This window comes from Sneathiella chungangensis (assembly GCF_009882935.1).
Classification (GTDB): Bacteria; Pseudomonadota; Alphaproteobacteria; order Sneathiellales; family Sneathiellaceae; genus Sneathiella; species Sneathiella chungangensis.
The window spans coordinates 719,640-742,799 of record NZ_WTVA01000015.1 but is presented as its reverse complement, the minus strand read 5'-3'; the positions used below and the strand labels follow the sequence as shown (position 1 = coordinate 742,799).

Here is a 23,160-nt window from a genome sequence, read left to right as displayed (position 1 = left end):
ATCCGGATCTTTCGCGTAGCGTGATCGTCTCTGGCGGGACGTGTAGGGGGAAGCGGCATGAGTGCGATCAGTGAAGGGACTCCGCAGGCGGCGGGGAAACTCGGGAAATTTTCCTGGGCGCTGTTTGACTGGGCGAACCAGCCCTATTTCACCGTCGTCACCACCTTTATCTTTGCGCCCTATTTTACGACCTTCGTCGCCGCCAGCCCGGCGGAGGGGCAGGCCTATTGGGGCTACACCCAGGCGATCGCCGGCGCGCTGATCGCGATTTTAAGCCCCGTGTTCGGCTCCATTGCAGATGCGGGCGGTGCGCGTAAACCCTGGATCCTGTTCTTCACGATCATCTGCGCCATCGGCGCCTTTTCACTTTGGTGGGCGGTGCCGGGCCAGCAAAGCGGGATCCTCTGGATATTGGCGGGGATCGTTCTCGGTACCATCGGCGTCGAGTTCAGCATCGTCTTCAATAATGCGATGCTGCCGACCCTGACGACGCCGGAGCGGTTGGGGCGCTTAAGCGGCTTCGGATGGGGGCTTGGCTATATCGGCGGGCTGATCGCCCTGTTTATCGTATTGCTCGGTTTCTCGCTGCCCGAAGTGCCGCTCTTCGGCCTCAGCAAGCCGATGCATGAGCCGGACCGGATCACCGGCCCGATGTCGGCCATCTGGTTCCTTGTCTTCATCATCCCGATGCTGATTTTCACGCCGGACCGGGCGCCCACCGGAATTTCGAAAGTGGCGGCGGTGAAGCAGGGCCTCGGCGCATTGGCGAATACCCTCCGGTCCCTGCGCGATTACCGCAATGTCGTGTTCTTCCTGATCGCCCGGATGTTTTATAACGATGGCATTCTCGCGCTCATCGGATTTTCCGGAATTTATGCCGCCGGGCTGTTCAAATGGGGAACGACCGAGCTTGGTATTTTCGGCATCCTGATCAATTTCTTTGCCATTGCCGGATGCTTTATCGGCGGCTATCTCGACGACAGGCTTGGCTCCAAGCCCACGGTCGTCATTTCCGTCCTCGGACTTGCCTTCGCCTCCGTCGGGGTGCTGTCGATCAGCGACGGCCAGGTCCTGTTCGGGCTGCCCGCCGCCATGCCGGTCGAGGGCGGCGCGCTGTTCGCGAGCCCCGCTGAAATGGTCTTCATGGTGTTCGCCTTTATCATGGGGCTGTTCTTCGGCCCGGCCCAGGCGGCCAGCCGGACCCTGATCGCCCGCATGTCGCCGCCGGACAAGGCCGGGGAATTTTTCGGCCTGTTCGCGCTGTCGGGCAAGGCGACGGCCTTCGTCGCGCCGCTTCTGATCGGGATTGTGACCTCGGCCACCGGGCAGCAGCGCCCGGCGATGATCGTGATCTTTACACTTCTGATGATCGGCGCGGCGCTGATGAGCTTCGTGCGCGAACCGGACCACGGATAGCGATCAGGCCAGCTTGACCGCCGTTCCCGAGACCGTGACCATCAGCATGCTGTCGCCGATTACCTCGACGTCGAGACTGATCCCGACAATGGCATCGGCGCCGATATCGGCGGCCTCCTCTTTCATATCTGAAAGCGCATGGGCGCGGGCATTGCGGATTTCCTTTTGATAGGCACCGGACCGCCCGCCGAGCGTATCGGACACCCGCGCGAAGAAATCGCGGATAAAATTGGAGCCCATGACGGCCTCGCCGCCGACCACGCCCAGATAGGACGCAATGGTATGGCCCTCAACGGACCCGGTTGTTGTAATAATCATCGCGTCGCTTCCCTGCCTGCAAATCTCAATGACGGAAATGTCGCATGCCGGTAAAGACCATGGCAAGCCCCGCGTCGTCGGCGGCGGCAATTACTTCATCATCGCGCATGGAACCGCCGGGCTGGATTACAGCGGTCGCGCCTGCCTCCGCCGCCGCGAGAAGACCGTCCGCAAAGGGGAAGAAGGCGTCAGAGGCAACGACGGAGCCTTTTGCCCAGGCGACGCTGTCCCCTGCATTCTGCGCGGCTTCCAGCGATTTGCTGGCGGCGATTTTCGAAGAATCGACCCGGCTCATCTGCCCGGCGCCGACGCCGACCGTGGCGCCATTGCGGACATAGACGATGGCGTTTGATTTCACATGCTTGGCGACGGTGAAGGCGAATTTGAGATCCTTCAACTCCTGCTCGCTCGGGGCGCGCTTGGTCACGACTTTCAGCTCAGGACCGGCGGTCAGGGCATTGTCGCGATCCTGAATGAGATAGCCGCTTGCCAGCGATTTCACGAGCCGACCCGGAACGCCCGGATCCGGCAGGCCGCCGGTCAGTAACAGCCGGAGGTTTTTCTTCGCCGCAATGATTTCCTTTGCGGCGTCATCGGCATCGGGCGCGATGATGACCTCGGTGAAAATCTTGACGATCTCTTCGGCGGTTGCCGCGTCCAAAGTCTGGTTAAGCGCGATAATCCCGCCAAAGGCCGACGTCGTATCGCAGGCGAAGGCCGTTTTATAGGCGTCCACGAGTGTTGGCGCCATGGCGACACCGCACGGGTTGGCATGCTTGATGATGGCGCAGGCCGGCCCGCTTACCTTCGGATCGAATTCCGCGACCAGTTCGAAGGCCGCGTCGGTGTCGTTGAAATTGTTGTAGGAAAGCTCCTTTCCCTGCACCTGCGTCGCTGTCGCGACCCCGATGCGTTTCTCGTCATTGGCATAGAAGGCGGCGGATTGATGCGGGTTTTCGCCGTACCGCAAGATCTGCTGACGGGTCCCGGCAAGGACGAGGCGGTCGGGATAATCCTCCCCAAGCTGGGCGGCGTACCAGTTGGAGATCGCCGCGTCATAGGCGCCGGTGCGGGCATAGGCCTTGGCGGCCAGCCTCTTGCGAAGCTCGATGCTTGTCTTGCCGCCGGTCTCGGTAAGTTCGTCGATCACTGCCTGATAGTCGCCGGCATCGACCACCACCGTGACGAAGCCGTAATTCTTGGCGGCGGAGCGGATCATGGCCGGGCCGCCGATATCGATATTCTCGATGCAGGTATGGAAATCGGCCCCCTTGGCGACCGTCTCCTCGAACGGATAGAGATTGACGATCACCAGGTCGATCCCGCCGATTTCGTGATCCTGCATTGCCTTGGCGTGATCCGGGTTGTCGCGAAGCGCCAGGATGCCGCCATGGATGGTCGGATGCAGCGTCTTGACCCGTCCGTCCATCATTTCCGGAAAGCCGGTATGATCGGCGACTTCGGTGACGGCAATTCCCGCCTCCATCAGCATTTTTGCGCTGCCGCCGGTCGAGAGAATTTCAACATCAAGCGCGGCCAGCGCCTTGCCGAGATCGACCAGGCCGGACTTGTCGGAGACGGAAATAAGGGCACGGGAAACGGGTTGCAAATCGCTGCGGGACATCGACGGAATCTATCCTTCAGAACATGGGTTGCGGGAGTATGCGCCCTATAGCACGCAGTAGGGATTTGCGGAACCTTTTAACGAAAAAAAAACTTGGACAAACTAATATCCGGGCGTTACCAACTACTGGCTTATATATAACTGGACAAAATATCTCATGGTGAAATCAGTACCGGCGGCCCTCAAGGGACGCGACAAGGTTAGCGGCAAGACGAAAATTTCGATTGTTGGTCTTGGCTATGTCGGGCTTCCGCTTGCGGTTGCGCTCGCGAAAAGCTTCGATGTGATCGGTTTTGACGTGAATGAAGGCCGGGTCAAGGAACTTCGCCATGGCCATGACCGGACCATGGAGATCGATACGCCGGCGCTCCGTGCCAGCAGTGTCCGCTTCACCACGGATGTTAACGACACGCGCGATGCCGATGTTCATATCGTCACCGTGCCGACACCGGTCGATGACGACGACAAGCCGGACCTTGGCCCGTTGCAGGGCGCTTGCAAGGCGGTCGGACCGGTTCTCAAGAAAGGCGCGATCGTCGTTGTTGAAAGCACGGTCTATCCCGGCGTCACCGAAGATGTCTGCGGCCCGATCCTGGAGGAAACCTCCGGCATGACATCGGGGGAGGATTTCTATCTCGGCTACTCGCCGGAGCGGATCAATCCCGGCGACAAGGTGCATACGGTCGACAAGATCATCAAGGTCGTCTCGGGCCAAACCGAGGAAGTGACCGACATCCTGGCGGATATCTACGGCTCCGCGACGACGGGCGGCACCTACCGCGCCCGCAACATCAAGACGGCCGAGGCCGCCAAGGTGATCGAGAACGCCCAGCGCGACATCAATATTGCCTTCGTCAACGAGGCGACGATGATTTTCCAGAAACTTGGCATTTCCGCCTATGACGTGCTGGAGACCGCGGGAACGAAGTGGAATTTCCTGAATTTTACGCCGGGCCTTGTCGGCGGCCATTGCATTGGCGTCGATCCATTTTACCTGGCGCATCGCGCCAATGAGGTTGGCCATTTCGCGGACCTGATCCTGACCGGCCGCCGGATCAACGAGAATATGGGCAAGTTCATCGCTGACAGCGTGCATGAGAATCTCGACGGCAAGAAAAGCAAAATTCTCGTGCTCGGCGTGACCTTCAAGGAAAATGTGCCGGACCTTCGCAATACCAAGGTGGTCGATATCATCAAGGTGCTCCGCGATCACGGTCATGACGTGGATGTGCACGACCCGCTCGCCGATAAGGACGAGGCGCAGCAGTTCCTCGGGATCGACCTTATCGAAAGCCTGTCGGACCTGAACGGCTACGACGCGATTGTCGGCGCCGTCGCGCATTCCGTCTATCGCGATCTTTCGCCGGCGGCGCTGGAAGAGATGGTGGGTGGCAAGGGCCTGCTCGCCGACGTCAAGGGCATCTGGCGCAACACGGAATTCTCTCCGGCCATCAAGCGCTGGCAGCTTTAGTCTCTAGTCGGACAGGCGGGTAAGGGCCCATTTGATCAGGATCGGTTCCTGATCAATAAGCTGGCCGTTGATCACGATCTGCTGGTTGTGGCGCCGCTCGCCCGGCTCGCTGCAATAGACGCTTTCCTCAAGCGACAGGCGCGGTGCCGCCGTCAGGAATTTCCAGCCCGTGCCGCTTGGCGTTCGGATCAGGATATTCTTGCCGCTGGCGCTTCGGGAAATGCTCAAGTCCGGATGCAGGTGGAAGCGCAGGCTGAAATGCGAGCGGCCGGAGGCCGGCATCCGTTCGGGGATGATCTGATCCTCCCCGCGCAGGGCGAGACCGCTGGCATCGAGATAAAGCCGTCGCCGGTGCAGAACGCCGATCGTGTCGAGATAGCCCCGGCTTTCAAGGTCAAGCCATATATTCCCCTCGTCCTCATTGCGGACGACCTGGCCCTGCTCCTCGCCGGAGGTGTCGCGCGCCGGGAAGACGGCGTTTATATTATCAAAGCCGAGCGTTGAATGGGCGGCGGTTGCCGCAAGCGCCTTGCCCCAGGCCGAGTCCGCATCGCGCACGGCACCGCAATTGACGATCAGCCGTTCGCGGCCATAGCTGAATTCAAAACTTAGCAAGCCATGATGACGCTGGTCTCCGGCGTTTCTTCCCCCCTCGCCGCTTTCCAGAATGACAAGCGCGCGTCCGGCCTTCAATCTTTCGAACCCGCCTTGCGGAAAGCGCTGCGGGGAGCGGCCCGTCGCGTCGGAGAGCGACAGGAGGTTGTCGCAATATCCTTCCGGCAGCTTGAGACCGCCGTTGAACATCGCGAGACAGCCGTCGCCATGCTGAAAAAACCGGATCGCCGGCGCCAGCCGGTCGATGGCATTGTTTATCGCGACCGGCACCATTTCGTTCGCCGCCATCAATGTATTACGGATGCTGATCAGATTGCCAAGGAGAATAAGGTGCCGTTCGGGATTGCGCGAGATGTGACAGCCGTCGGCGAGCACAACACGGGCGAGCTCCGTTTCAAGACCTGCGAGATATTTTGCCGTGGCCTTGCCCATATCCGGAAAGGCCAGCGCCCCATAGAGAAGGGCCTGCCAGCTCGACACCTTGTCGTCGCCTTGCGCCTTGCTCTTCGCAATGCGGCCGAGATGGATATATTGGCGGCGCAGCGAGCGGAGGAACTGATAATTGAAATCGCTCTCCTCCGCCTCGAGAAGAAAGCCGCTGTGACAGAACCAGGCGACCAGGCGCCGTGACAGCACATCCTCGTCCCAGATGTAGGGATGATAGCCGTCAAAGCAGTCGATCCAGGAAAGCACAAGCCCGCGGGCGTGGCGCTTCGCCGCTTCGGTTCCGTTCGCCACGAAATGCCGCAGCCAGGCGAATTCGTTTAATTCCTTGTACCAGACAAGCGGCATTCCCTCGACCTGCCAGGGCTCCTGACTGTCCTGATCGAGGCTGAAGCCGGCGAATTCGAAATGTCCCTGGAAAATATTGTCGGCCAGTTCGCCGTTGCCGGGGAAAATATCGACCGGCGCCCGGGCCAGCCGCTTGGGCACCCGGCTTTTCAGCAGCGCCTGATAGGCGCCGCTCGCGTAGATTATATCGGAAATCAGTCGCCGCGACGGCAAGCCTCCTTTCGCAGGCGATATCGCGGCTTTACTCATGTCCGTCCTAACACCGCGTTGATATTGGCGGCATATTGATCCGGCCCACCCTTGAAGACTGCACTGCCGGCCACCAGAAGGTCGGCGCCGGCCTCGATCACCAGCGGCGCCGTCTCGGCGTTGATGCCGCCATCGACCTCAAGATCGATGTCGCGCCCCGACGCGTCGATCATCGCCCGTAGCGTGCGGATCTTGTCAAGCTGGGAGGAGATGAATTTCTGCCCGCCAAAGCCCGGGTTGACACTCATCACCAGGATAAGGTCAACTTCGTCCATCACATGTTCAAGCGTCGAGGCCGGGGTCGATGGGTTCAGGGATACGCCCGCTTTGACGCCAAAGGACTTGATAAGCTGCAGGCTGCGGTGAAGATGCGGCCCCGCCTCCTGATGCACGGTGATGATATCCGCGCCGGCATCGGCGAATTCCGCAATATAGGGATCAACGGGCGAAATCATCAGATGACAGTCAAAGGGCAGGTCGGTATAGCCGCGCACCGATTTCGTGACCGCCGGACCGAAGCTGATATTCGGGACAAAATGGCCGTCCATGACGTCGACATGGATGAAATCCGCCCCGGCGCGGGCGACATTTTCCACTTCCTCCCCGAGCTTCGCGAAATCGGCTGCGAGAATGGAGGGAGATATTCTGACCGGTTTACGCATGACTCTTCCTTAAATCGACCAAATGGCTGTCGCAACGCCAGGTTAGGGAATTCTTTACCATGACAATATGGGGGGCTCAAGCGGCGCTATGACATTTTGCGAAGACGGGCGGCATAAAAGCCGTCCATTCCGCCAAGATGGAAGGGAAGAAAGCGCAGATCGCCATCGGGATTGATCACCTCCGCCAGGCCGCCGATTTCCTCCGCCGTGACCGGTTCCCGGACGAGCGTCGGATTGCGGGCGAGCAGGCTGGCGATTTGCGCTTCGCCTTCTTCCGCCTGCAACGAACAAACGCTGTAAACCAGCAATCCGCCGGGTTTGAGAATACGGGCCGCATGATCGAGGAGGCGTGCCTGAAGCGCGCAAAACTTGTCGACATCCGCCTGCGATTTAAGATACGCGACGTCGGGATGCCGGCGCAGGGTCCCGGTGCTGGAACAGGGGGCGTCGAGAAGAACCCCGTCCGGCGGGTCGGCGGGAACGAAATTTTCGGCATCGCCGAGCTCAATCTGCACCGGCAAGTGCAGCCGTTCCATATTCTCCGTCAGCCGCTTGAGGCGTCCCTTCGACCGGTCGAGCGCGATGACATTTGCGCCAGTGGCAGCAAGCTGCGCCGTCTTTCCGCCCGGCGCGGCGCAAAGATCGATGATGCGTTTTCCCCGGACATCGGCGAACAGCTTCGCGGGCAGCGCGGCGGAGGCATCCTGCACCCACCAGTCACCCTCCGCAAACCCGGGCAATTCCGTCAGGTCTCCCGTTGTCTCGCGGCGGAGCGTTCCGGTCGGCAGCGTTTCAGCCCCTAGCGCGGCGGTCCATTTTTCCGGGTCATTCTTGACGGAGATATCGAGCTTTGCCTCCTCAAGATGCGCGGTGGCGATTTTCCGCGTTGTCTCTTCCCCATAATGCGTTGACCAGCTGGTCCAGAGCCAGTCCGGGGTATTGCGGCGCGGTATATCGGTTTTGAGAAGGAGTTTTTCCCCCTGCCGGTCGCAGCGCCGGAGAAGCGCGTTGACAAGCCCCTTGTGTTTGCTGCGCTCCGCCACCAGTTCGACCGTATCGTGAACGGCGGCGTGCGACGGTATTTTCAGGAACAGGATCTGCGTGATGCCAATGCGCAGGATATGCCGGATATCATGCGCCTTTTCGGGCAGCGGCCGGTCAAGCATCATATCGATCAGGGAATCGATGACGCCGAGATGACGCAGTGTCGTCGAGGCGATGGCCCGTGCCAGCGCCCTGTCACGGCCCGAGAGACCGTAAAGGACGGCATCGAGCACATCCTCCAGCGGCTGATGTTTCTGAAGGACGCGGATCAGCAGTTGAACGGCGGCGGCGCGTGAACTTGCGGGAGGTGCTTTCATGTCCGGCTTCTAGCCGAATTTTGCCTTGCGGTCTATAGGCGCATCGGAAATACTGTCAGCGCCGGGAGAGATGCCCCGGAACCACCGCAATGCAGGATAGCTTACGCAAATGACCGAGAAGAAGACGGACAGCGAACCGGCGAAAAAGCCGAAAAAGGAGCCGGCCATCACACAGAAGCAGGCGACGGGCGAAATCGGCGGACCGAAGGGCCTTGAGCCGACCCGCTATGGCGATTGGGAGCGCAAGGGGATCGTCAGCGATTTCTGATCCGCTGACGTCCTAGGCGGGCGGCTTGCCCCGCTCTGACAGCCAGATCCCCAGAAGGACCAGAGTCAGCGCCGCGCCCTGGAATATCTCGAAGGGTTCGTCAAGTAAGGTGACCGCGAAAATCGATGCGAATATGGGCACCAGATTGACGAAAACCCCGGCCCGGCCGGGACCGATAATGCGAACGCCGGTCATGAAGCTGATTTGCGCGATAAGGGACGGAAAGACCGACACCATGACGACGATGATCCAGCCCGTTGGCGTCGGCGGCAGGAACTTCCCGAGCCCGATCTCGATGAAAACGAAGGGGACGGAGGTTAAGAAAGCCGACGCCGCCATGATCGAGAAGAAGGAGAGGGCCGAAATCTCCGGGCGGGAGCGAAGGGCGACCGTGTATCCGGCATAGAGCGCGCAGGCAAGCAGCATCAGCGCATCGCCCTCATTGATCTCGAAACCGGCGAGACGCGCGAAGGAGCCGCCGGAGGCGACGATCATGACGCCGATAATCGTGACGATCACGCCAACGGACTGCAACAGAGTAACCCGGGTTTTGTAGACCAGAAAGGCGCCGATCAGCACGAACACCGGAATTGCCCCCTGAAGAATTCCGATATTGACGGCCGTCGTCGAATGGGCCGCGAGATAGAACAGCATGTTGAAAGCGGTAAAGCCGAACGCGCCCATAATCAGCATATGGAAAAAATGCTTTTTCAGCACCGGCCAATCGCGCCGGACGGGACGCTGCGCGATGACCGACAGAATGATCACGACAAAGAACCAACGCAGGCACACCAGCGCCATCGGCGATATTTCCCCGACGGCAAGACGCCCCAGAATCGCATTCATCCCCCAGCAGGTCGTCGTCAGGGTCAGGAGCATATACGCCCGCATGTTGGAGGCCTGGCTCAGCGAGGGAGGGATTGGGGACATGATAACTTTCCGAGCTTTTGGAGCCGTGCTGCGACCTTACGCGATCGGGCGGCAATCGCCAATCCCTTTCATTGTCGATCCGGCGCTCAGAGAATATGGGAGCCGGAGAGGTCGTCCGTATCGGATTTTTCGGCCTGGTCGCCGTCCTTCTTCGGCGCGAAGCTGATGCTCGGTTTCAGGTTTGACGTGCCGATCTGCACGGTCGCCTGCGCCACAGGTCGGCTGCTTTGCTGGCGGCCGAAGACCGGACCGCTGAACCCGCCGAAGGTGACACCCGGTTGCGGCGCGGCGACGTCCGTCTCTCCGCGCATATGCCGGAGCAATTCGTAGTGATTGGGCAGGCCAGAGAGTTGCCGTTGTTCATATTTGATGAAATCCGCCATTCTCTGATCCCAGTCCTGGCGCGAAATAAACCGCTCCGCCGGGTAATGGATGCCGTTCAGATAGCCCTTCGAAAACAGGACGGTGTTATAGCTGAAATAATTGAAGAGATAGACGCCGTCGAATTCCGTATTGACCGGCAGCGTATGGCGGTATTCTTCGAGAACCGCCTCGACACTGTCCGGGATTTCCATTTCCTCGCGGGCGGTGCGCCAGTAATCGCTGTCGGTGCGGTTGTTGGTGCAATAATGCAGGATGATGAAATCGCGAATGGCCTGCATCATTTTCTCGGTTGTCTCGTTGAACCGGCGGGCGAGGGCCGGCGCGAAGGTCTTGTCCGGGAAATTGATGAGGATGAGCTTCACGAAATTCTCGATCATGTAGATCGCCGTCGATTCGAGGGGCTCGATAAATCCGGCGGAAAGTCCGATCGCGATGCAATTCTTTTCCCAGGCCTTCTCCATCCGGCCGATACGGACCGGGATCACGCGGGGGTCGGCGCCCTTGCCATCTTCGCCAAGATGGGCGATGAACTCCTCCTTCGCTTCGTCGTCGGACCGGAAATGGCTGGAAAAGACATAGCCGGTGCCGATCCGGTTATAAAGCGGAACCCGCCAGACCCATCCCGCGCCAAGCGCCGTTGAATTGGTGCAGGGCTCGATCTGGCGGACATCCCGATGCGGAATCTGAACCGCCAGCGCCCGGTTGTTGAGGAGATATTTGCTGTAATCGCGGAACGGCACGCCAAGAACCTGATTGATGATCACGCCCTTGAAACCCGTGCAGTCAATTACCAGCTCGACCGGTCGCCGGCCCTGCCGTTGGAGTTTGAGGGCGGTAATAAAGCCGCGCTCGTCCTGCTCCACTTCCTCGACATCGTCGAGGACATGATTGACGCCCCTCTCGATCGACACCTCGCGCAGGAACTCCGCGAATTTGCCCGCATCGAGATGGTAGGCATAGTTGAGCTTTCTTTCGTAGTCTCCGTGACTCAGGAGTTTCGGTCCAACCTTTGCGGCGATCGCCGCCCCGCTTACCGCCATGCAATCATCAATATTCTCCCGGCCCGGCGGGCCACCATATTTATTGAAATGATAGGCCGGATTCTGTCCGCCAAGCTGGGTTGCGATTGCATCGAAGGGATGAATGAAGGACGTGCTGTTGCCGTTTTCGTCATGGTTCCAGTTGGAAAACCGCACGCCCAGCTTGAAGGAGGCGTTGCAGCGGATAAAAAATTCCTTCTCCGAGATACCCAGACTCTGAAGGAGGGCGGGCATCGTCGGCACGGTTGCCTCGCCGACACCGATGGTGGGCACATTCGGCGATTCAATCAGGGTAATCTTTGTCGGCTTTTCCTCATTGCGCAAATTCATGAAGCGGACAAGAAAAGCGGCGGCCAGCCATCCCGCCGTTCCGCCGCCGACAATTGTTATTTCGTTGATCTGTTTGTCCATGCCAAGCCCCCACTTGCGCGAACTTTTCCCGGAAAATACTAGGGATTGGCTGAATAGCCGTCAAGTTCATAGGGAAATGGTGGTCCGCAACCGAACCCGGAAGTGGCCCTAAAGCCCGCCCATCTTGCAGATCAGGTTCCAGGTTGCCTCGTCGACGGGAACGACGGACAGGCGACTCTGACGGACCAGCCCGAAATTCTCAAGGCGCGGATCGGCCTTGATATCGGCGAGAGTTACAGGGTTGGGCAGCGCCTTCACCGCCTTCACGTCAACCATGCCAAAACGGCCCTTTTTATCGCTGGGGTCGGGGTAATATTCCTTGATGACCTCGACAATGCCGACGATCTGTTTCTCTTTGACGGAATGATAAAAGAAACAAAGGTCGCCGATTTTCATTTCCTTGAGGTTATTCGAGGCCTGGTAATTCCGGACGCCGTCCCAAAAGGTTCCCTTGTCGCCCGCATCGAGCTGATCCTGCCAGGACCAGGTCCCGGGTTCCGATTTCACAAGCCAGTAATTCATCAATTCTCCTTCGAGTGAGGCTAGTTCCGCTTTCCCGGATAAATTCCCATCTGCTTGGCGATAATCTCCAGCATGATCTCGTTGGCGCCGCCGCCGATCCCGGTCAGGCGAAGGTCGCGATAGGCGCGGGAAATCCAGTTCTCCGACATAAAGCCCTGTCCGCCCCAATATTGCAAGCAGGCGCTCGGGATTTTATTGGCGAGGCTGCCCATCATGAACTTGGTCATGGAGGCGAGCTTGGTGACATCCTCACCGGCGACATATTGCTCCGTCGTCCGGTAGAGGAGCGCCCGCGCCGCTTCCAGCTCGCTCTGCATCTCCGCCATTTTGTGATAGACGACCTGGTTATCCAGGATGGTGCCGCCGAAGACTTTCCGCTGGCCCGTATAGTCGATGGTATCCTCGATCGCCATCTCCATGCCGCGCAGTGCCCGGGCGGCGACGAACAGCCGTTCCTCCTGAAACTGCCGCATCTGATAGGTGAAGCCCATGTTTTCCTCGCCGATCCGGTTGCGCGCCGGCACGCGGACGTCATCGAAGAAAAGCTGCGCGGTATCGGAGCATCGCAATCCCAGCTTATCGAGCTTGCGGGCAACCGAGACACCCTTGGTTTTCAGCGGCACGATGATCAGGGATTTGTTGCGATGCGGCCCTCCGTCCTCCGACGTGTTGGCAAGAAGACAGATCCAGTCCCCCTGCACGCCGTTGGTGATCCACATCTTCGATCCGTTGATCACATAATCGTCGCCATCGCGCCGGGCGAATGTCCGGGTGTTGGCGACGTCCGAACCGGCGGTCTCCTCGCTGACGCCGATGCAACCAACAAGGTCTCCGGCGATCGTCGGGACCAGGAATTCCTGTTTCAGCTCTTCGCTACCATATTTGGTGAGTGCAGGCGTGCACATGGTGGTCTGCACGCCGATGGAGGTCGAGACACCGTTCGCGCGAATACCGCCGAGGGACTCGGCGAAGACCATCTCATAGGAGAAATCGAGATCGAGTCCGCCATATTGCTCGGGCTTTCCGATGCCGAGCAGGCCGGCCTCCGCAAGGCGTTTCATCACCTCATGCGCGGGGAAGATTCCGGCGTCCTCCCATGCATCGACATTGGGATTGATATGCTCGTCAATGATCCGGTTTACAGTATTTTTGAGCGCGATATGCTCTTCTGAAAATAGCATGTGACCACCCGTTCTTGTTTTTATTGTTATTTGGAGGGGGGTACTACATCACAATTTCAACCGAAAGGCAATCTTGGCCGCCGCCTTTACAATCCGCCGCCGATGGCATGTTTCCAGGGCTGTACAATGACGCTTTCAAAGAGACCGGCGGCGCCGTAAGGATCTTTGGCGACCCAGGCTTTTGCGGATTTGAGGTCGGTGTCTTCGAATATCAGAAGGCTGCCGTTCGGCGTTTCGCCGTCTTCAGCGAGCGTCGGTCCGCCGATTTTCAGCGCGCTGCCCTTTTCGGCCAGGAAGGCGAGATGGTCAGGACGGGTGTCGAGCCGGACCTGCAAATGGCCAGCCTTGTCGGTACAATGAGCGATGAACAGCATAAAAGTCTCCCTGTAATTTAAAATCCTGCGAGTCGTTCGTCCCTGAACGGCCGCGCCAGCAATTCCTCAACCGCGTTGGAAACGGCCACGCCGCCATTCAGTATTTCGTTGACGGCAAAGCAGATCGGCATCTCGATATTGAATTTTTCCGCGAGGCGGCAGATCGCGGAGGCGGTATATACCCCCTCGGTAACAGCGATACGTTGCTGCAATATTTCGCCGAGAATATCTCCCTGACCAAGGGCCGCGCCGAGTGAGAAGTTGCGAGAAGCGGGAGAGCTGCAGGAAAGGACAACATCCCCCAGTCCAGATAAACCCATCAGTGTTTCCGCCCGCGCGCCGAGCTTTTCCCCGAGCCGCAGGATTTCCGCCATGCCGCGGGTGATCAGGGCCGCGCGGGCATTCTCCCCAAGCTTGCCGCCCGATACGACGCCGCAGGCAATAGCCAGCACATTCTTTACGGCCCCGCCGACCTGGGCGCCTATTACGTCATCGGTCAGATACGGACGAAAGGCCGGTAGGCCAATGGCCTTCACGATATCCTCACCAATTTCCCGATCTCGGCAGGCGAGCGTCGTCGCCGTCGGTAGCCCCAAAGCAATTTCCCGGGCGAAGTTTGGTCCTGACAGGATCGCGATCGGATTGGTAGGCGCGATCTCCGCCATGACTTCGCTCATCAACAATCCGCTGTCCTGCTCAATCCCCTTGGCACACATTACCAGCACTGTTTCCGGCGCGAGCCATGGTTTGAGCTGGGCTAGGATTTCCCTGACATGTTGCGCAGGGACCGCCAAGAGCAGGATATTTGCATTACCTGCCCGCGCCAGTTCCGAAGTTGCCTCAACCCCGGGCGTTAAAGAAACATTATCGAGATATTTGCTATTGCCTTTTTCTGAATTGATCGCGTCAGCATGATCGCGATGCCGGGTCCAGAGGAGTACATCATTTCCGGCTTTCTTGGCCGTTATTGCCAAGGCCGTTCCAAACGCACCGGCGCCGATTACATTTACTTTGGTCATCTGCCTCGCTTGTCCTGATTTTCCGGCGTTTCAGATAGGCTTGATTACCATGATCCGCCGCCAACAAGAAGTGGAGAATGAAACGGCGCGACGTGACGGCACGCTAGACTTCGATCACTTCGACACCGCTGTCCGTGCCGATCAGGACGAGATCGGCATAGCCGATAAACAGGCCATGCTCGACGACGCCCGGCATGGTGCTGAGCTCGAGGGCCAGCCCCTCCGGATCGTCGATCACGCCGAAATCGCAGTCATAGATATAGTTGCCTTCGTCCGTAACGAAGGGATTGCCGTCCTTGCCCTGGCGCAATATCGGGGTGGAGCCGAGGGCCTCCAGCTTCGGTTTCAACGCCGGCGCGGCAAATCGGATCACCTCCACGGGGAGCTTGAAGGCGCCAAGTCGGGCCACCTTTTTCTTGGCCTCGGCAATGACAATCATTTTATCGGAGAGGGAGGCAACGATCTTCTCGCGGAGATGCGCGCCGCCGCCGCCCTTGATCAGGCGCCCTTCCGGATCGACCTCGTCGGTGCCGTCGATGGTAAGGTCGATGACGCCGACTTCATCCAGACCGACAACCGGAATGCCGAGCGCGCGCGCCTGGGCCGCCGTCGCCTCGGACGTCGGAACGCCGGTGACATAGAGTCCATGCGCGACCTTTTTCCCGAGCAGGTCGACCATCTTTGCGGCGCAGGATCCGGTGCCGAGGCCGACAACCATGCCGTCTTCGATATATTCAACCGCCTTTTCGGCGGCGGCCTGTTTCTGTTCGTCTTCGGTCATCGTCACTTTCCATTTCTAGTCAAGCTTTATATCCGGCGAAGGGGGCCGGTTCGGCATCCGGGTCGAGCGGCCAGCGCGCGCGGGCCGCAAGGTCAAGCGTATCCGTAAATCCGGCATTAAGGCGTTCGATCCCCGCCCAGGCGATCATCGCCCCGTTATCGGTGCAGAGTTTCGGCGGTGGGACCCGCAATGTCACGCCTTTATCCCGCGCCAGTGTTTCAAGCGCCGCCTTCAGGCATTGATTGGCGGCGACTCCACCGGCAACAACCAGCTCGCGGCCGGGTCCATATTCGTCGTTGAAAAGATCAAGCGCCTTGCCAACGCGATCCATCAGGCTTTCGACCGCCGCCTTTTGAAAGCTGGCGGCCAGATCGGCTATATCCTGTTCGCCGGCTGTCTCGCCCAGCGCTTCGCGCGCCTGCCGCACCGCCGTCTTGAGGCCGGAAAAGGAAAAATTGCATCCCTCCCGCCCTTTCATCGGCCGCGGAAAATCGAAGCGGTCCGGATCGCCGGATTTTGCCGCTTTCTCAACCGCCGGGCCGCCCGGAAAGCCGAGGCCGAGCATCTTCGCCGTTTTATCGAAGGCCTCGCCGACCGCATCGTCGATCGTCGTGCCCAGACGCCGGTACCGTCCCACGCCCTCAACCACCAGCAATTGCGAATGCCCGCCCGAAACCAGCAGCAGCAGATAGGGAAAGTCCGCCTTTCCGGTTAGCCGCGCCGTCAGCGCATGTCCCTCCAGATGATTGACGCCGATCAGCGGCACGCCCGCGACCGACGCAATCGCCTTTGCCGTCATCAACCCAACAAGGACACCGCCAATCAGGCCTGGCCCCGCCGTCGCGGCGACGGCCGAGAGGTCGGAATAGGAAAGGCCGGCCTCCGTCATCGCCTGATCGACCAGACGGTCCATCTCGGTCACATGCGCGCGCGCGGCAATCTCCGGCACCACGCCGCCAAAGGGCGCATGGGCATCATTCTGCGAGAGGACGACATTGGCAAGAATTTCACGTTCCGCCGTCACCACCGCAGCCGCCGTTTCATCGCAGCTGCTTTCCAGCCCGAGGACGATTACTTGTTTGTTTGGCATTTGTTTTCTATTACAAAGCAATGCAAATTGCGCGAAGCACTAACATCTGAGGGAATATCCCGCAACATGGCCTTTGTCAAAAAATACAGGATCGGCACCCGGGGAAGTCCGCTTGCGCTCGCCCAGGCGGAGGAGACCCGCACCCGGCTTCTCGCGGCGCATGAGACTGCGCTCACGGCGGATCAGCTCGAGATTGTCGTGATCAAGACCACGGGCGATCAGATTCAGGACCGGGCTCTCAGTGAGGCGGGTGGCAAGGGCCTGTTCGTCAAGGAAATCGAGGAGGCGCTGCTCTCCGGCCGTATCGATTTCGCGGTTCATTCGATGAAGGATATGGAGACGACATTGCCGCCGGGTCTGATAATTGACTGCATCCTGCCGCGCGAGGATGCACGGGACGCCTTTATTTCCGCGAGCGGGAAGGGCTTGGCCGATCTGCCGGCGGGTGCGCTTGTTGGAACGTCGAGCCTTCGGCGGCAGGCGCAAGTGCTGAACCGGCGGCCCGATCTGAAAGTCGGTATTTTCCGCGGCAGCGTCGAGACACGCCTGCGTAAGCTTGCGGAAGGTCAGGCGGACGCCACCTTGCTCGCGCTCGCCGGGCTCAAGCGCCTCGGCAATGAAGCGGTTATTACCGAGCTGCTCAATGTCGATGACATGCTGCCGGCGGTGGCGCAAGGGGCCATCGGGATCGAGCGGCGCGCCGATGACGATGACGTCGCCGCCCTGCTTGCACCGATCAGTGATTCGGTCAGTCTCGCCCGGATTTCCTGCGAGCGGGCCATGCTCGCGGTTCTTGACGGATCCTGCCGGACGCCGATTGCGGGATATGCGGAACTGGTCGAGGGCAACATTCTTTATTTCCGCGCCAGCCTGCTGGCGGAAGACGGCTCTGTCCGCCTTGATGCAAGCGGACGCGACGACATCGAAAACGCGGTAAAACTCGGCGAACGTATCGGCGCGGAGTTAAAGACGCAGGCGAGGGGTGCCAAATTGTCATTTGGCCTGTAAACTAAGCCGCAATGAAAATATTGATCACCAGACCGGAACCGGATGGCAGCCGACTTGCCCGCATCCTGAAAAAAATGGGGCATGAAACGCGTATTGCGCCGATGATGCATATCGAAACCTTCGGCGACAGGAAGATTGACGCCGACGGTGCGCAGGCGTTGCTCATCACCAGCGCGAACGGCGCCCGGGCGCTGGGTCCGGCGCTGAAAGAGAGGAAGATAAAGGTCTTTGCCGTTGGCGACGCAACGGCGGAGGCGGTGCGCCAGGAAGGCTTTAACGACGTCGCGGCGGCGGGCGGCGATGTGCATTCCCTGGCCGCAAAGGTCGTTGCTGACGCCAAGCCGGAAGATGGGAGGCTTATCCATGTCGCGGGATCGGAAGTTGCCGGGGATCTCTCCGGCATGCTCACCGAGAAGGGATTCCAATGTGAGCGTGTCGTTCTTTACGAGGCGCTGCCGGTTACCTCCCTCGAGACGCGGATCGTAAAGGAGATCAAGGCGGGGGCGATTCCGGCGGCTCTTTTCTATTCGCCGCGCACAGCAGCCATTTTCGCCGGGCTGGTCGTCGCCTCCGGCCTGGCGCCCTATCTGAAAAACATGACCGCCTATTGCCTGAGTGCGGCCGTTGCGGAAAAGATATCCGAATTGTCCTGGGAGGCCGTCGAAGTCGCAGCGGAGCCCAATCAGGAAAACCTGCTTGCCTTGCTGACGGCTGTCGGCCAAGCTAAGCATAAGTTACACAGCGACGAGACGCCAAGGGAGCGAAAAATGTCCGATAAAAATTCTGGCAAGACAGAGGGTGAGGCGAAAACCGCCGTGCCGGTCGCCGGTACGGATAAGAGCGAAACGAAAACCGCCGGGAATACCGCAAGCGAAGGCGCCACGGAATCGGCGGCAACGGAAAAGCCGAAATCCCGCGCAGGTCTGATCGTCGGCGCCCTTGTCGTTGTCTTCTGTCTCGGCCTTGCGGCCTGGCCGCTGCTGTACCCCAAGGTCGAACCCTATCTGCCGGCGGAAACAGCGGCGATCATCTCGGGCCAATTCGGCAAGGCGACGGCATCGGATATGTCGGATGCCACGGCCGCGATCGAAGCCGTCCGGGACAATCTGAAAACGGAATATGCCGCGCTGTCGGATCGGATTTCGGCGCTGGAGGAGAAGGTTGCCAACACGGCGGGCGGGACGGTCACGGATGACGGCCAGCTCGCGACATTATCGGGGGCGCTGAAAGAAGAGCTGAACGGCCTTTCGGGCAAGATCGAGGAACAGCAGGAAAATCTCGCCGCTGCGCTTGAAAAACTCGACCGCCAGCAGGACAGCATCGCCGAGCTTGAAAAAGCGGAACCCGCGGTCGCCGACCTCAGCCCGGAAGTCCAGAATCAGATTGTCGATCTGAAAACGGCGCTGCTGGATATCAAGACGCAGATGAGCAGCCTGCAGACGGAACTCGCCAGTGACCGCGATACCGTGAAGGCGCAGGCGTCGCAGATTTCGTCCCTTGAAGGGGCGTTGAAGGCGGAAATTGCCGGCAAGACGGAGGAGGAGGCGGAGAACCAGCGCACGCTGATGCTTCTCGCTGTCGGTCAGCTTCAGCGCGAAACCCGCACGAACGAACCGTTTGAAAACGGCCTGAAACAGGTATCCGCGGTTGCGAATGACAAGTTTGCCGGATTGCTTGAGCAATTGCAGCCGATCGCCCCGGTCGGCGCGCCGACCATGGCCTCTCTGCAACGGGATTTCGCCTCCATCGCCACGGATATCAGCCAGTCGGCGCGGCTTCCCTCCGAGGAAACCTGGTATGGTCAGGCGCTCCATCGCATTGCCTCCGCCATTAAATTCCGCCGGGTTGATGATTATGAAGGCGACGATGTCGACGCCATCGTCGCCCGGGCGGAGCAAAGCCTTGCGAATAACGATCTCGACAAGGCGGTCGCGGAAATCGACAAGCTCTCTGGTGCGGCGGCGGACGTCGCCGCTCCGTGGCTTGAAAAAGCAAAAACCCGCCTGACCGTCGAGCAGTCCATCAACGGATTGCTGCAGGCCGCAACGACAACGGCGGTTTCCGCCCCGACGTCCAACTAGAGGGGCCGACATGTTACGCATCATCATCGTCTTTGCCCTGATCGTCGCCATTGCGATGGCCGCCGTCTGGCTGTCCGAATATCCGGGTGACGTGCGTCTGAATTGGGGCGGCTATGTGGTCGAAACATCGATCGTCGTCGTCGGCGCCATGACGCTTGTGTTTGCCGTCCTTGTCGCGCTTGCCTACCGGTTCTGGATCTGGCTCAAGCATGGCCCGGGGCGTATCGGCGCCATTTTTTCCGCCCGCCGCCGGGACAAGGGGCTTGAGGCGATTTCGAACGGCATGGTTGCGATTGCCGCCGGCGATGCGGATGAGGCGCGCCGCCAGGCCATTGCCGCGGAGAAGCATCTCTCGGGCGAGCCCATGACCCTCCTGCTGGCCGCGCAGGCGGCGGAACTCAACGAGGATAATCGCGCAGCCAGCATATACTACGACCGGATGATGGCGCGGCAGGATACGGAGTTTCTGGGGCTTCGCGGCCTGATCAACAGGGCGATAAAGGAGGGCGATCTTGAAAAGGCGCGCGATCTGGCCCGCCGCGCCGATGAACTCCGGCCCGGGACCTCCTGGGTTGTCAAGGAGCTGTACGAACTGGCGCTGAAGCTGCGCGACTGGGAGGCGGCGGAACAGGCCCTGACCCGGATGGCGCGCGGCAAAGCGGCCAAGGGTGACGCCGTGCGCCGCGCCCGGGCGGTCATTACCTACGAACAGGCGCTGGCGGCCGTCAGGAACCAACGGGACGCGGACGCGCTCTCCCTGGCCGAGCAGGCCCATGACCTGGACCCCACCTTCGTGCCCGCTGCCGTTCTGGCCGTGAAGCTGACGGCGGATCAGGGCTCGTCGCGCAAGCTGCACAAGCTGATCGGCGAAACCTGGAAACATGCGCCGCATCGCGATCTGGCGGAGGCAATCCGCAAGACCGTCTCTGGCGAGCAGCCTGCCGACTGGCTGCGCCGGGCCAAGGAGACCGTGGCGCCGCATAACCCCGATCATGTGGAGACGCATCTGATGCTGGCCAAGGCGGCGCTGGCGTCTCGGGACTGGGGCCCCGCGCGGGAGCATTTGATGAAGGCCGGCGGGGATCATCCCTCGGCGAGTATCCTCCGGATGCTGGCCGAGCTGGAGGAGAAGGCGAATGCCGACGCGTTCGCCGCCCGGGAATGGATTGTCAAAAGCGCGGTGGCGCCGCAGGACCCGCTCTGGATCTGCAATGCCTGCGGACGGCAGGAAGAGAACTGGCACGCGCATTGCCCGGCCTGTGATAGTTTTGACAGTTTCACCTGGCGCACCGCTGACCGCGGACCCCATAACCCCGATCTGATCGAAGCCGAGATTGTCCGCGAGATCAGCGCCGGAAGTTAACCCGCGACAAATTAACGGGACGTCAGGAAACGCTTGCTTCTCATTTCGGGACAGACTATATGTTGCCGAAATTTACGATCCGCCGCTGTAGCTCAGTTGGTAGAGCACCGCATTCGTAATTATAAGGTCGAATACGGATAGTGGTTGAAGATTAAAGGGTTACGATCTGCCCTTAGCCTGTAAAAAGGCTATAAAAAGGTCGGCAATGAATTTGTGCCGCTGTAGCTCAGTTGGTAGAGCACCGCATTCGTAATGCGTAGGTCGGGTGTTCGAGTCACCCCAGCGGCACCATTTTCTTAAATTAAATCAACGTCTTAGATGATTTAAAGCTTCGGACGCCATAAAGCTTAGACAGCTGGGCCGACAATCCCTTCAATACTCTCGAAAATCGGCTTGAAGGCTGCAAAGTGTTCAGCTGAAACAGTCGGCACGACGTCGGTTGCAAAGTGGACCTTGTCACCAATGAACCGGGTAAAACGCTCTGGACGCGACTGATCGATTTCAAAGTATGCGTTTAATCCAGGAACGCCGTACAATAAGAGCTCGATGGTCAGAAGAGACCGGTTTGCGTAATGACCGCCAGTGTCCGAATTCAGCACTTGCTGTCTAATATGGGGGTTTTGTGGAACAGGTAGCAGCATTGCATAACCTTCTCTGCCGTTTAGTTTCTTTCCCAAACACTTAGTCGGGTCGGTCTCGAAATCAGCACCCAGTTGCACCCAGTCGTTATAAGCTTCATCGAAGTCGAAAAGGCCCAGAAACTTCCTCCCTGGGTTCGAGTCATAGAGATTTTGCTCTTTCAACAAATTGCGAAGGAAGCCGCAACTAAAAGCGTTCTGTATCTCAAATGGACGTTGAACTCCATCGCGCAATTTTTGCCATGCGGTCTCAAGTATCAACTCATCTGTGATGCCCTCGGTGAAGAGAATAGGCCTAGTCGTGTTCTTCAATATGAATGAAATGTTCAATCTGGCTTCAGTTTCCGAGAATGTAATCAGGCCGGCAGAAAGAGATCGGATGATAGCAGACCTATTTGAGCTATGGATGGTGACAAAATCACCATCAAACTCGAACATCCGGATATCTTCTTCGCTCGTCCTAGCGATGGTCGACGCACTGTGACTGCTCAACAGAACATGATTGCTTTGTGATGCAGCCCCGGTGATCTCAGTGACCTGCTTCAAAAAATCGAACTGCCACTCTGGGTGCAGAAATGAATCCGGCTCATCGAGCAAGCTGACGCAGTTCCGATCTTTGAAAAGTTCCGAAATTGAATAGATGTAGATCGATTGAAATTGGCCGTCACTGAAATGACCGGTAGTCGCTTTGATCCCACCCTCCAGCGTGATAGGAACCGATATGTCCTTGATCATTTCCAAGGTCCGAATGTTGTCGAAACTGCGGAATAACTCTGAGGGCTCAACCTTTTCGAAAGCGGTGCGGAACAAGTCCAGATTTATCGGAATGGAAAACTGATCGGCGTCGCGATCATATAACGATCCGGGAGTGTATTCATCCTTTATGCAGCCTAAAAGCTTGTCCAGAAAGTCGCGAACGATCCCCTCTATGCCCCAAAGGAATGTTCCGGCATCAAATGGATCGACTTCCATCCCCTCGGCAAATCGAGGGCGGGAGAGGACGAGATTTGTCTCGGTGCCCAGAATTTCAATTTTAAGTTTTTCCTGGATGAAATCCCGTGCCTGACAATCAACTGGCTGCATTAGGAGTATCGATAACAACAGTTGTTTGTACTCTGGGCCAACTCCGATGAACTTCCGGCTTTCACCAACCTCGGCGCCACGAATACGCCGCCGGAAGGTCGTTTCGTAGCGTTTTATCAGCGTTGCAATCGTGTCGTTATGACCTGAGTAATAGACGAGCACATTGTCTGGCACGGGGGTTCGCCCGACTGTCTTTCTTTCACGACCGTTAATCGTTAAGACTTCACCCCGAAAGGCTATTGTGGTTTCCGTGCCTTCAATCTCATACGATATTTCATAGTCGAAACTGATTGCATCAAGCTCGTTGGTGCTGTCGTAAATGTGGCGAAATATCTCAATGAGTGCTTCGAAGAAATTTGACTTCCCTGTCCCGTTTTTGCCGACAAAGACGTCAAGAAAACTGTTCCCGTCGAAAGTGAGGGAGAAGTTATGGAGGTTCTTGTAATCTCCGATCCAGACGGATTTCAGGCGCATCTAGT

Annotated in this window: 20 protein-coding genes and 1 tRNA gene; 7 read left to right on the top strand and 14 right to left on the bottom strand. The window is 58.8% G+C overall.

The annotated features are described in order from the left end of the window. Positions 1-57 precede the first annotated feature (57 nt). On the top strand, positions 58-1,416 hold the full coding sequence (locus GQF03_RS16615) for an MFS transporter (RefSeq protein WP_161340423.1): 1,359 nt from the start codon (positions 58-60) through the stop codon (positions 1,414-1,416). 3 nt (positions 1,417-1,419) lie between these two features. Here the strand turns inward: GQF03_RS16615 and GQF03_RS16610 are convergent, their stop codons facing one another. Both GQF03_RS16610 and purH read right to left on the bottom strand, forming a co-directional pair. Next, a complete protein-coding gene (locus GQF03_RS16610) occupies positions 1,420-1,734 on the bottom strand; it encodes a YbjQ family protein (RefSeq protein ID WP_161340421.1) in 315 nt (104 codons plus the stop codon). 25 nt (positions 1,735-1,759) lie between these two features. Then, a complete protein-coding gene (gene purH, locus GQF03_RS16605) occupies positions 1,760-3,358 on the bottom strand; it encodes a bifunctional phosphoribosylaminoimidazolecarboxamide formyltransferase/IMP cyclohydrolase (protein ID WP_161340419.1) in 1,599 nt (532 codons plus the stop codon). A gap of 157 nt (positions 3,359-3,515) precedes the next feature. Here purH and GQF03_RS16600 point away from each other — a divergent pair, with 157 nt between their 5' ends. Beyond that, the gene (locus GQF03_RS16600) at positions 3,516-4,829 is read left to right on the top strand and encodes a nucleotide sugar dehydrogenase (protein ID WP_161340417.1); all 1,314 of its coding nucleotides are present in this window, start codon (positions 3,516-3,518) and stop codon (positions 4,827-4,829) included. Positions 4,830-4,832: 3 nt separating this feature from the next. Here GQF03_RS16600 and GQF03_RS16595 read toward each other — a convergent pair whose 3' ends face one another. The 3 genes from GQF03_RS16595 to GQF03_RS16585 all read right to left on the bottom strand — a co-directional run bounded on the left by GQF03_RS16595 (position 4,833) and on the right by GQF03_RS16585 (position 8,508). Continuing rightward, positions 4,833-6,485, bottom strand: a complete 1,653-nt coding sequence (locus GQF03_RS16595; protein WP_161340415.1) for a heparinase II/III family protein — start codon at positions 6,483-6,485, stop codon at positions 4,833-4,835. After that, a complete protein-coding gene (gene rpe, locus GQF03_RS16590; RefSeq protein WP_161340413.1) occupies positions 6,482-7,147 on the bottom strand; it encodes a ribulose-phosphate 3-epimerase in 666 nt (221 codons plus the stop codon). Before rpe ends, GQF03_RS16595 begins: the two co-directional genes overlap by 4 nt. An 86-nt stretch (positions 7,148-7,233) precedes the next feature. Further along, positions 7,234-8,508 carry an RsmB/NOP family class I SAM-dependent RNA methyltransferase gene (locus GQF03_RS16585; RefSeq protein WP_161340411.1) on the bottom strand — a complete coding sequence of 425 codons (1,275 nt, stop codon included), beginning with the start codon at positions 8,506-8,508 and terminating at the stop codon, positions 7,234-7,236. Positions 8,509-8,617: 109 nt separating this feature from the next. Between GQF03_RS16585 and GQF03_RS16580 the strand changes: the two genes are divergently transcribed. Beyond that, positions 8,618-8,776, top strand: coding sequence for a succinate dehydrogenase assembly factor 4 (locus tag GQF03_RS16580; RefSeq protein WP_161340409.1), 159 nt, complete (start codon positions 8,618-8,620; stop codon positions 8,774-8,776). Positions 8,777-8,788: 12 nt separating this feature from the next. Here GQF03_RS16580 and GQF03_RS16575 read toward each other — a convergent pair whose 3' ends face one another. From GQF03_RS16575 to tsaD, 8 genes are all read right to left on the bottom strand, one after another. Continuing rightward, positions 8,789-9,706 (bottom strand): DMT family transporter, encoded by a 918-nt coding sequence (locus tag GQF03_RS16575; protein WP_206375914.1) that lies wholly within the window; start codon positions 9,704-9,706, stop codon positions 8,789-8,791. 86 nt (positions 9,707-9,792) lie between these two features. Then, complete coding sequence (locus GQF03_RS16570; protein ID WP_161340407.1) at positions 9,793-11,541, bottom strand: tryptophan halogenase family protein; 1,749 nt, start codon at positions 11,539-11,541, stop codon at positions 9,793-9,795. Positions 11,542-11,649: 108 nt separating this feature from the next. Continuing rightward, positions 11,650-12,063, bottom strand: a complete 414-nt coding sequence (locus tag GQF03_RS16565) for an EVE domain-containing protein (RefSeq protein WP_161340405.1) — start codon at positions 12,061-12,063, stop codon at positions 11,650-11,652. Between the two features lie 20 nt (positions 12,064-12,083). Then, complete coding sequence (locus GQF03_RS16560; protein ID WP_161340403.1) at positions 12,084-13,244, bottom strand: acyl-CoA dehydrogenase family protein; 1,161 nt, start codon at positions 13,242-13,244, stop codon at positions 12,084-12,086. An 86-nt stretch (positions 13,245-13,330) separates the two neighbouring features. Next, entirely contained in the window at positions 13,331-13,618 is a 288-nt protein-coding gene (locus GQF03_RS16555) for a YciI family protein (protein WP_161340401.1), read from the bottom strand. Between the two features lie 17 nt (positions 13,619-13,635). Continuing rightward, the gene (locus GQF03_RS16550) at positions 13,636-14,637 is read right to left on the bottom strand and encodes an NAD(P)H-dependent glycerol-3-phosphate dehydrogenase (protein ID WP_161340399.1); all 1,002 of its coding nucleotides are present in this window, start codon (positions 14,635-14,637) and stop codon (positions 13,636-13,638) included. A gap of 103 nt (positions 14,638-14,740) precedes the next feature. Then, complete coding sequence (rpiA, locus tag GQF03_RS16545) at positions 14,741-15,418, bottom strand: ribose-5-phosphate isomerase RpiA (protein WP_161340397.1); 678 nt, start codon at positions 15,416-15,418, stop codon at positions 14,741-14,743. A gap of 19 nt (positions 15,419-15,437) precedes the next feature. Beyond that, entirely contained in the window at positions 15,438-16,508 is a 1,071-nt protein-coding gene (gene tsaD / locus GQF03_RS16540; RefSeq protein WP_161340395.1) for a tRNA (adenosine(37)-N6)-threonylcarbamoyltransferase complex transferase subunit TsaD, read from the bottom strand. A 66-nt stretch (positions 16,509-16,574) separates the two neighbouring features. On the opposite strand from tsaD, the gene hemC reads away from it, so the two are divergent. From hemC to GQF03_RS16520, 4 genes are all read left to right on the top strand, one after another. Next, entirely contained in the window at positions 16,575-17,516 is a 942-nt protein-coding gene (gene hemC / locus GQF03_RS16535) for a hydroxymethylbilane synthase (RefSeq protein ID WP_161340393.1), read from the top strand. A gap of 11 nt (positions 17,517-17,527) precedes the next feature. Continuing rightward, on the top strand, positions 17,528-19,597 hold the full coding sequence (locus GQF03_RS16530; RefSeq protein ID WP_161340391.1) for a uroporphyrinogen-III synthase: 2,070 nt from the start codon (positions 17,528-17,530) through the stop codon (positions 19,595-19,597). A gap of 10 nt (positions 19,598-19,607) precedes the next feature. After that, on the top strand, positions 19,608-20,960 hold the full coding sequence (locus tag GQF03_RS16525) for a heme biosynthesis protein HemY (RefSeq protein WP_161340390.1): 1,353 nt from the start codon (positions 19,608-19,610) through the stop codon (positions 20,958-20,960). Positions 20,961-21,175: 215 nt separating this feature from the next. Continuing rightward, positions 21,176-21,251 (top strand) — tRNA-Thr (locus tag GQF03_RS16520). A gap of 56 nt (positions 21,252-21,307) precedes the next feature. Here GQF03_RS16520 and GQF03_RS16515 read toward each other — a convergent pair. Beyond that, a complete protein-coding gene (locus GQF03_RS16515) occupies positions 21,308-23,155 on the bottom strand; it encodes an ATP-dependent nuclease (RefSeq protein WP_161340389.1) in 1,848 nt (615 codons plus the stop codon). Positions 23,156-23,160: the final 5 nt, after the last annotated feature.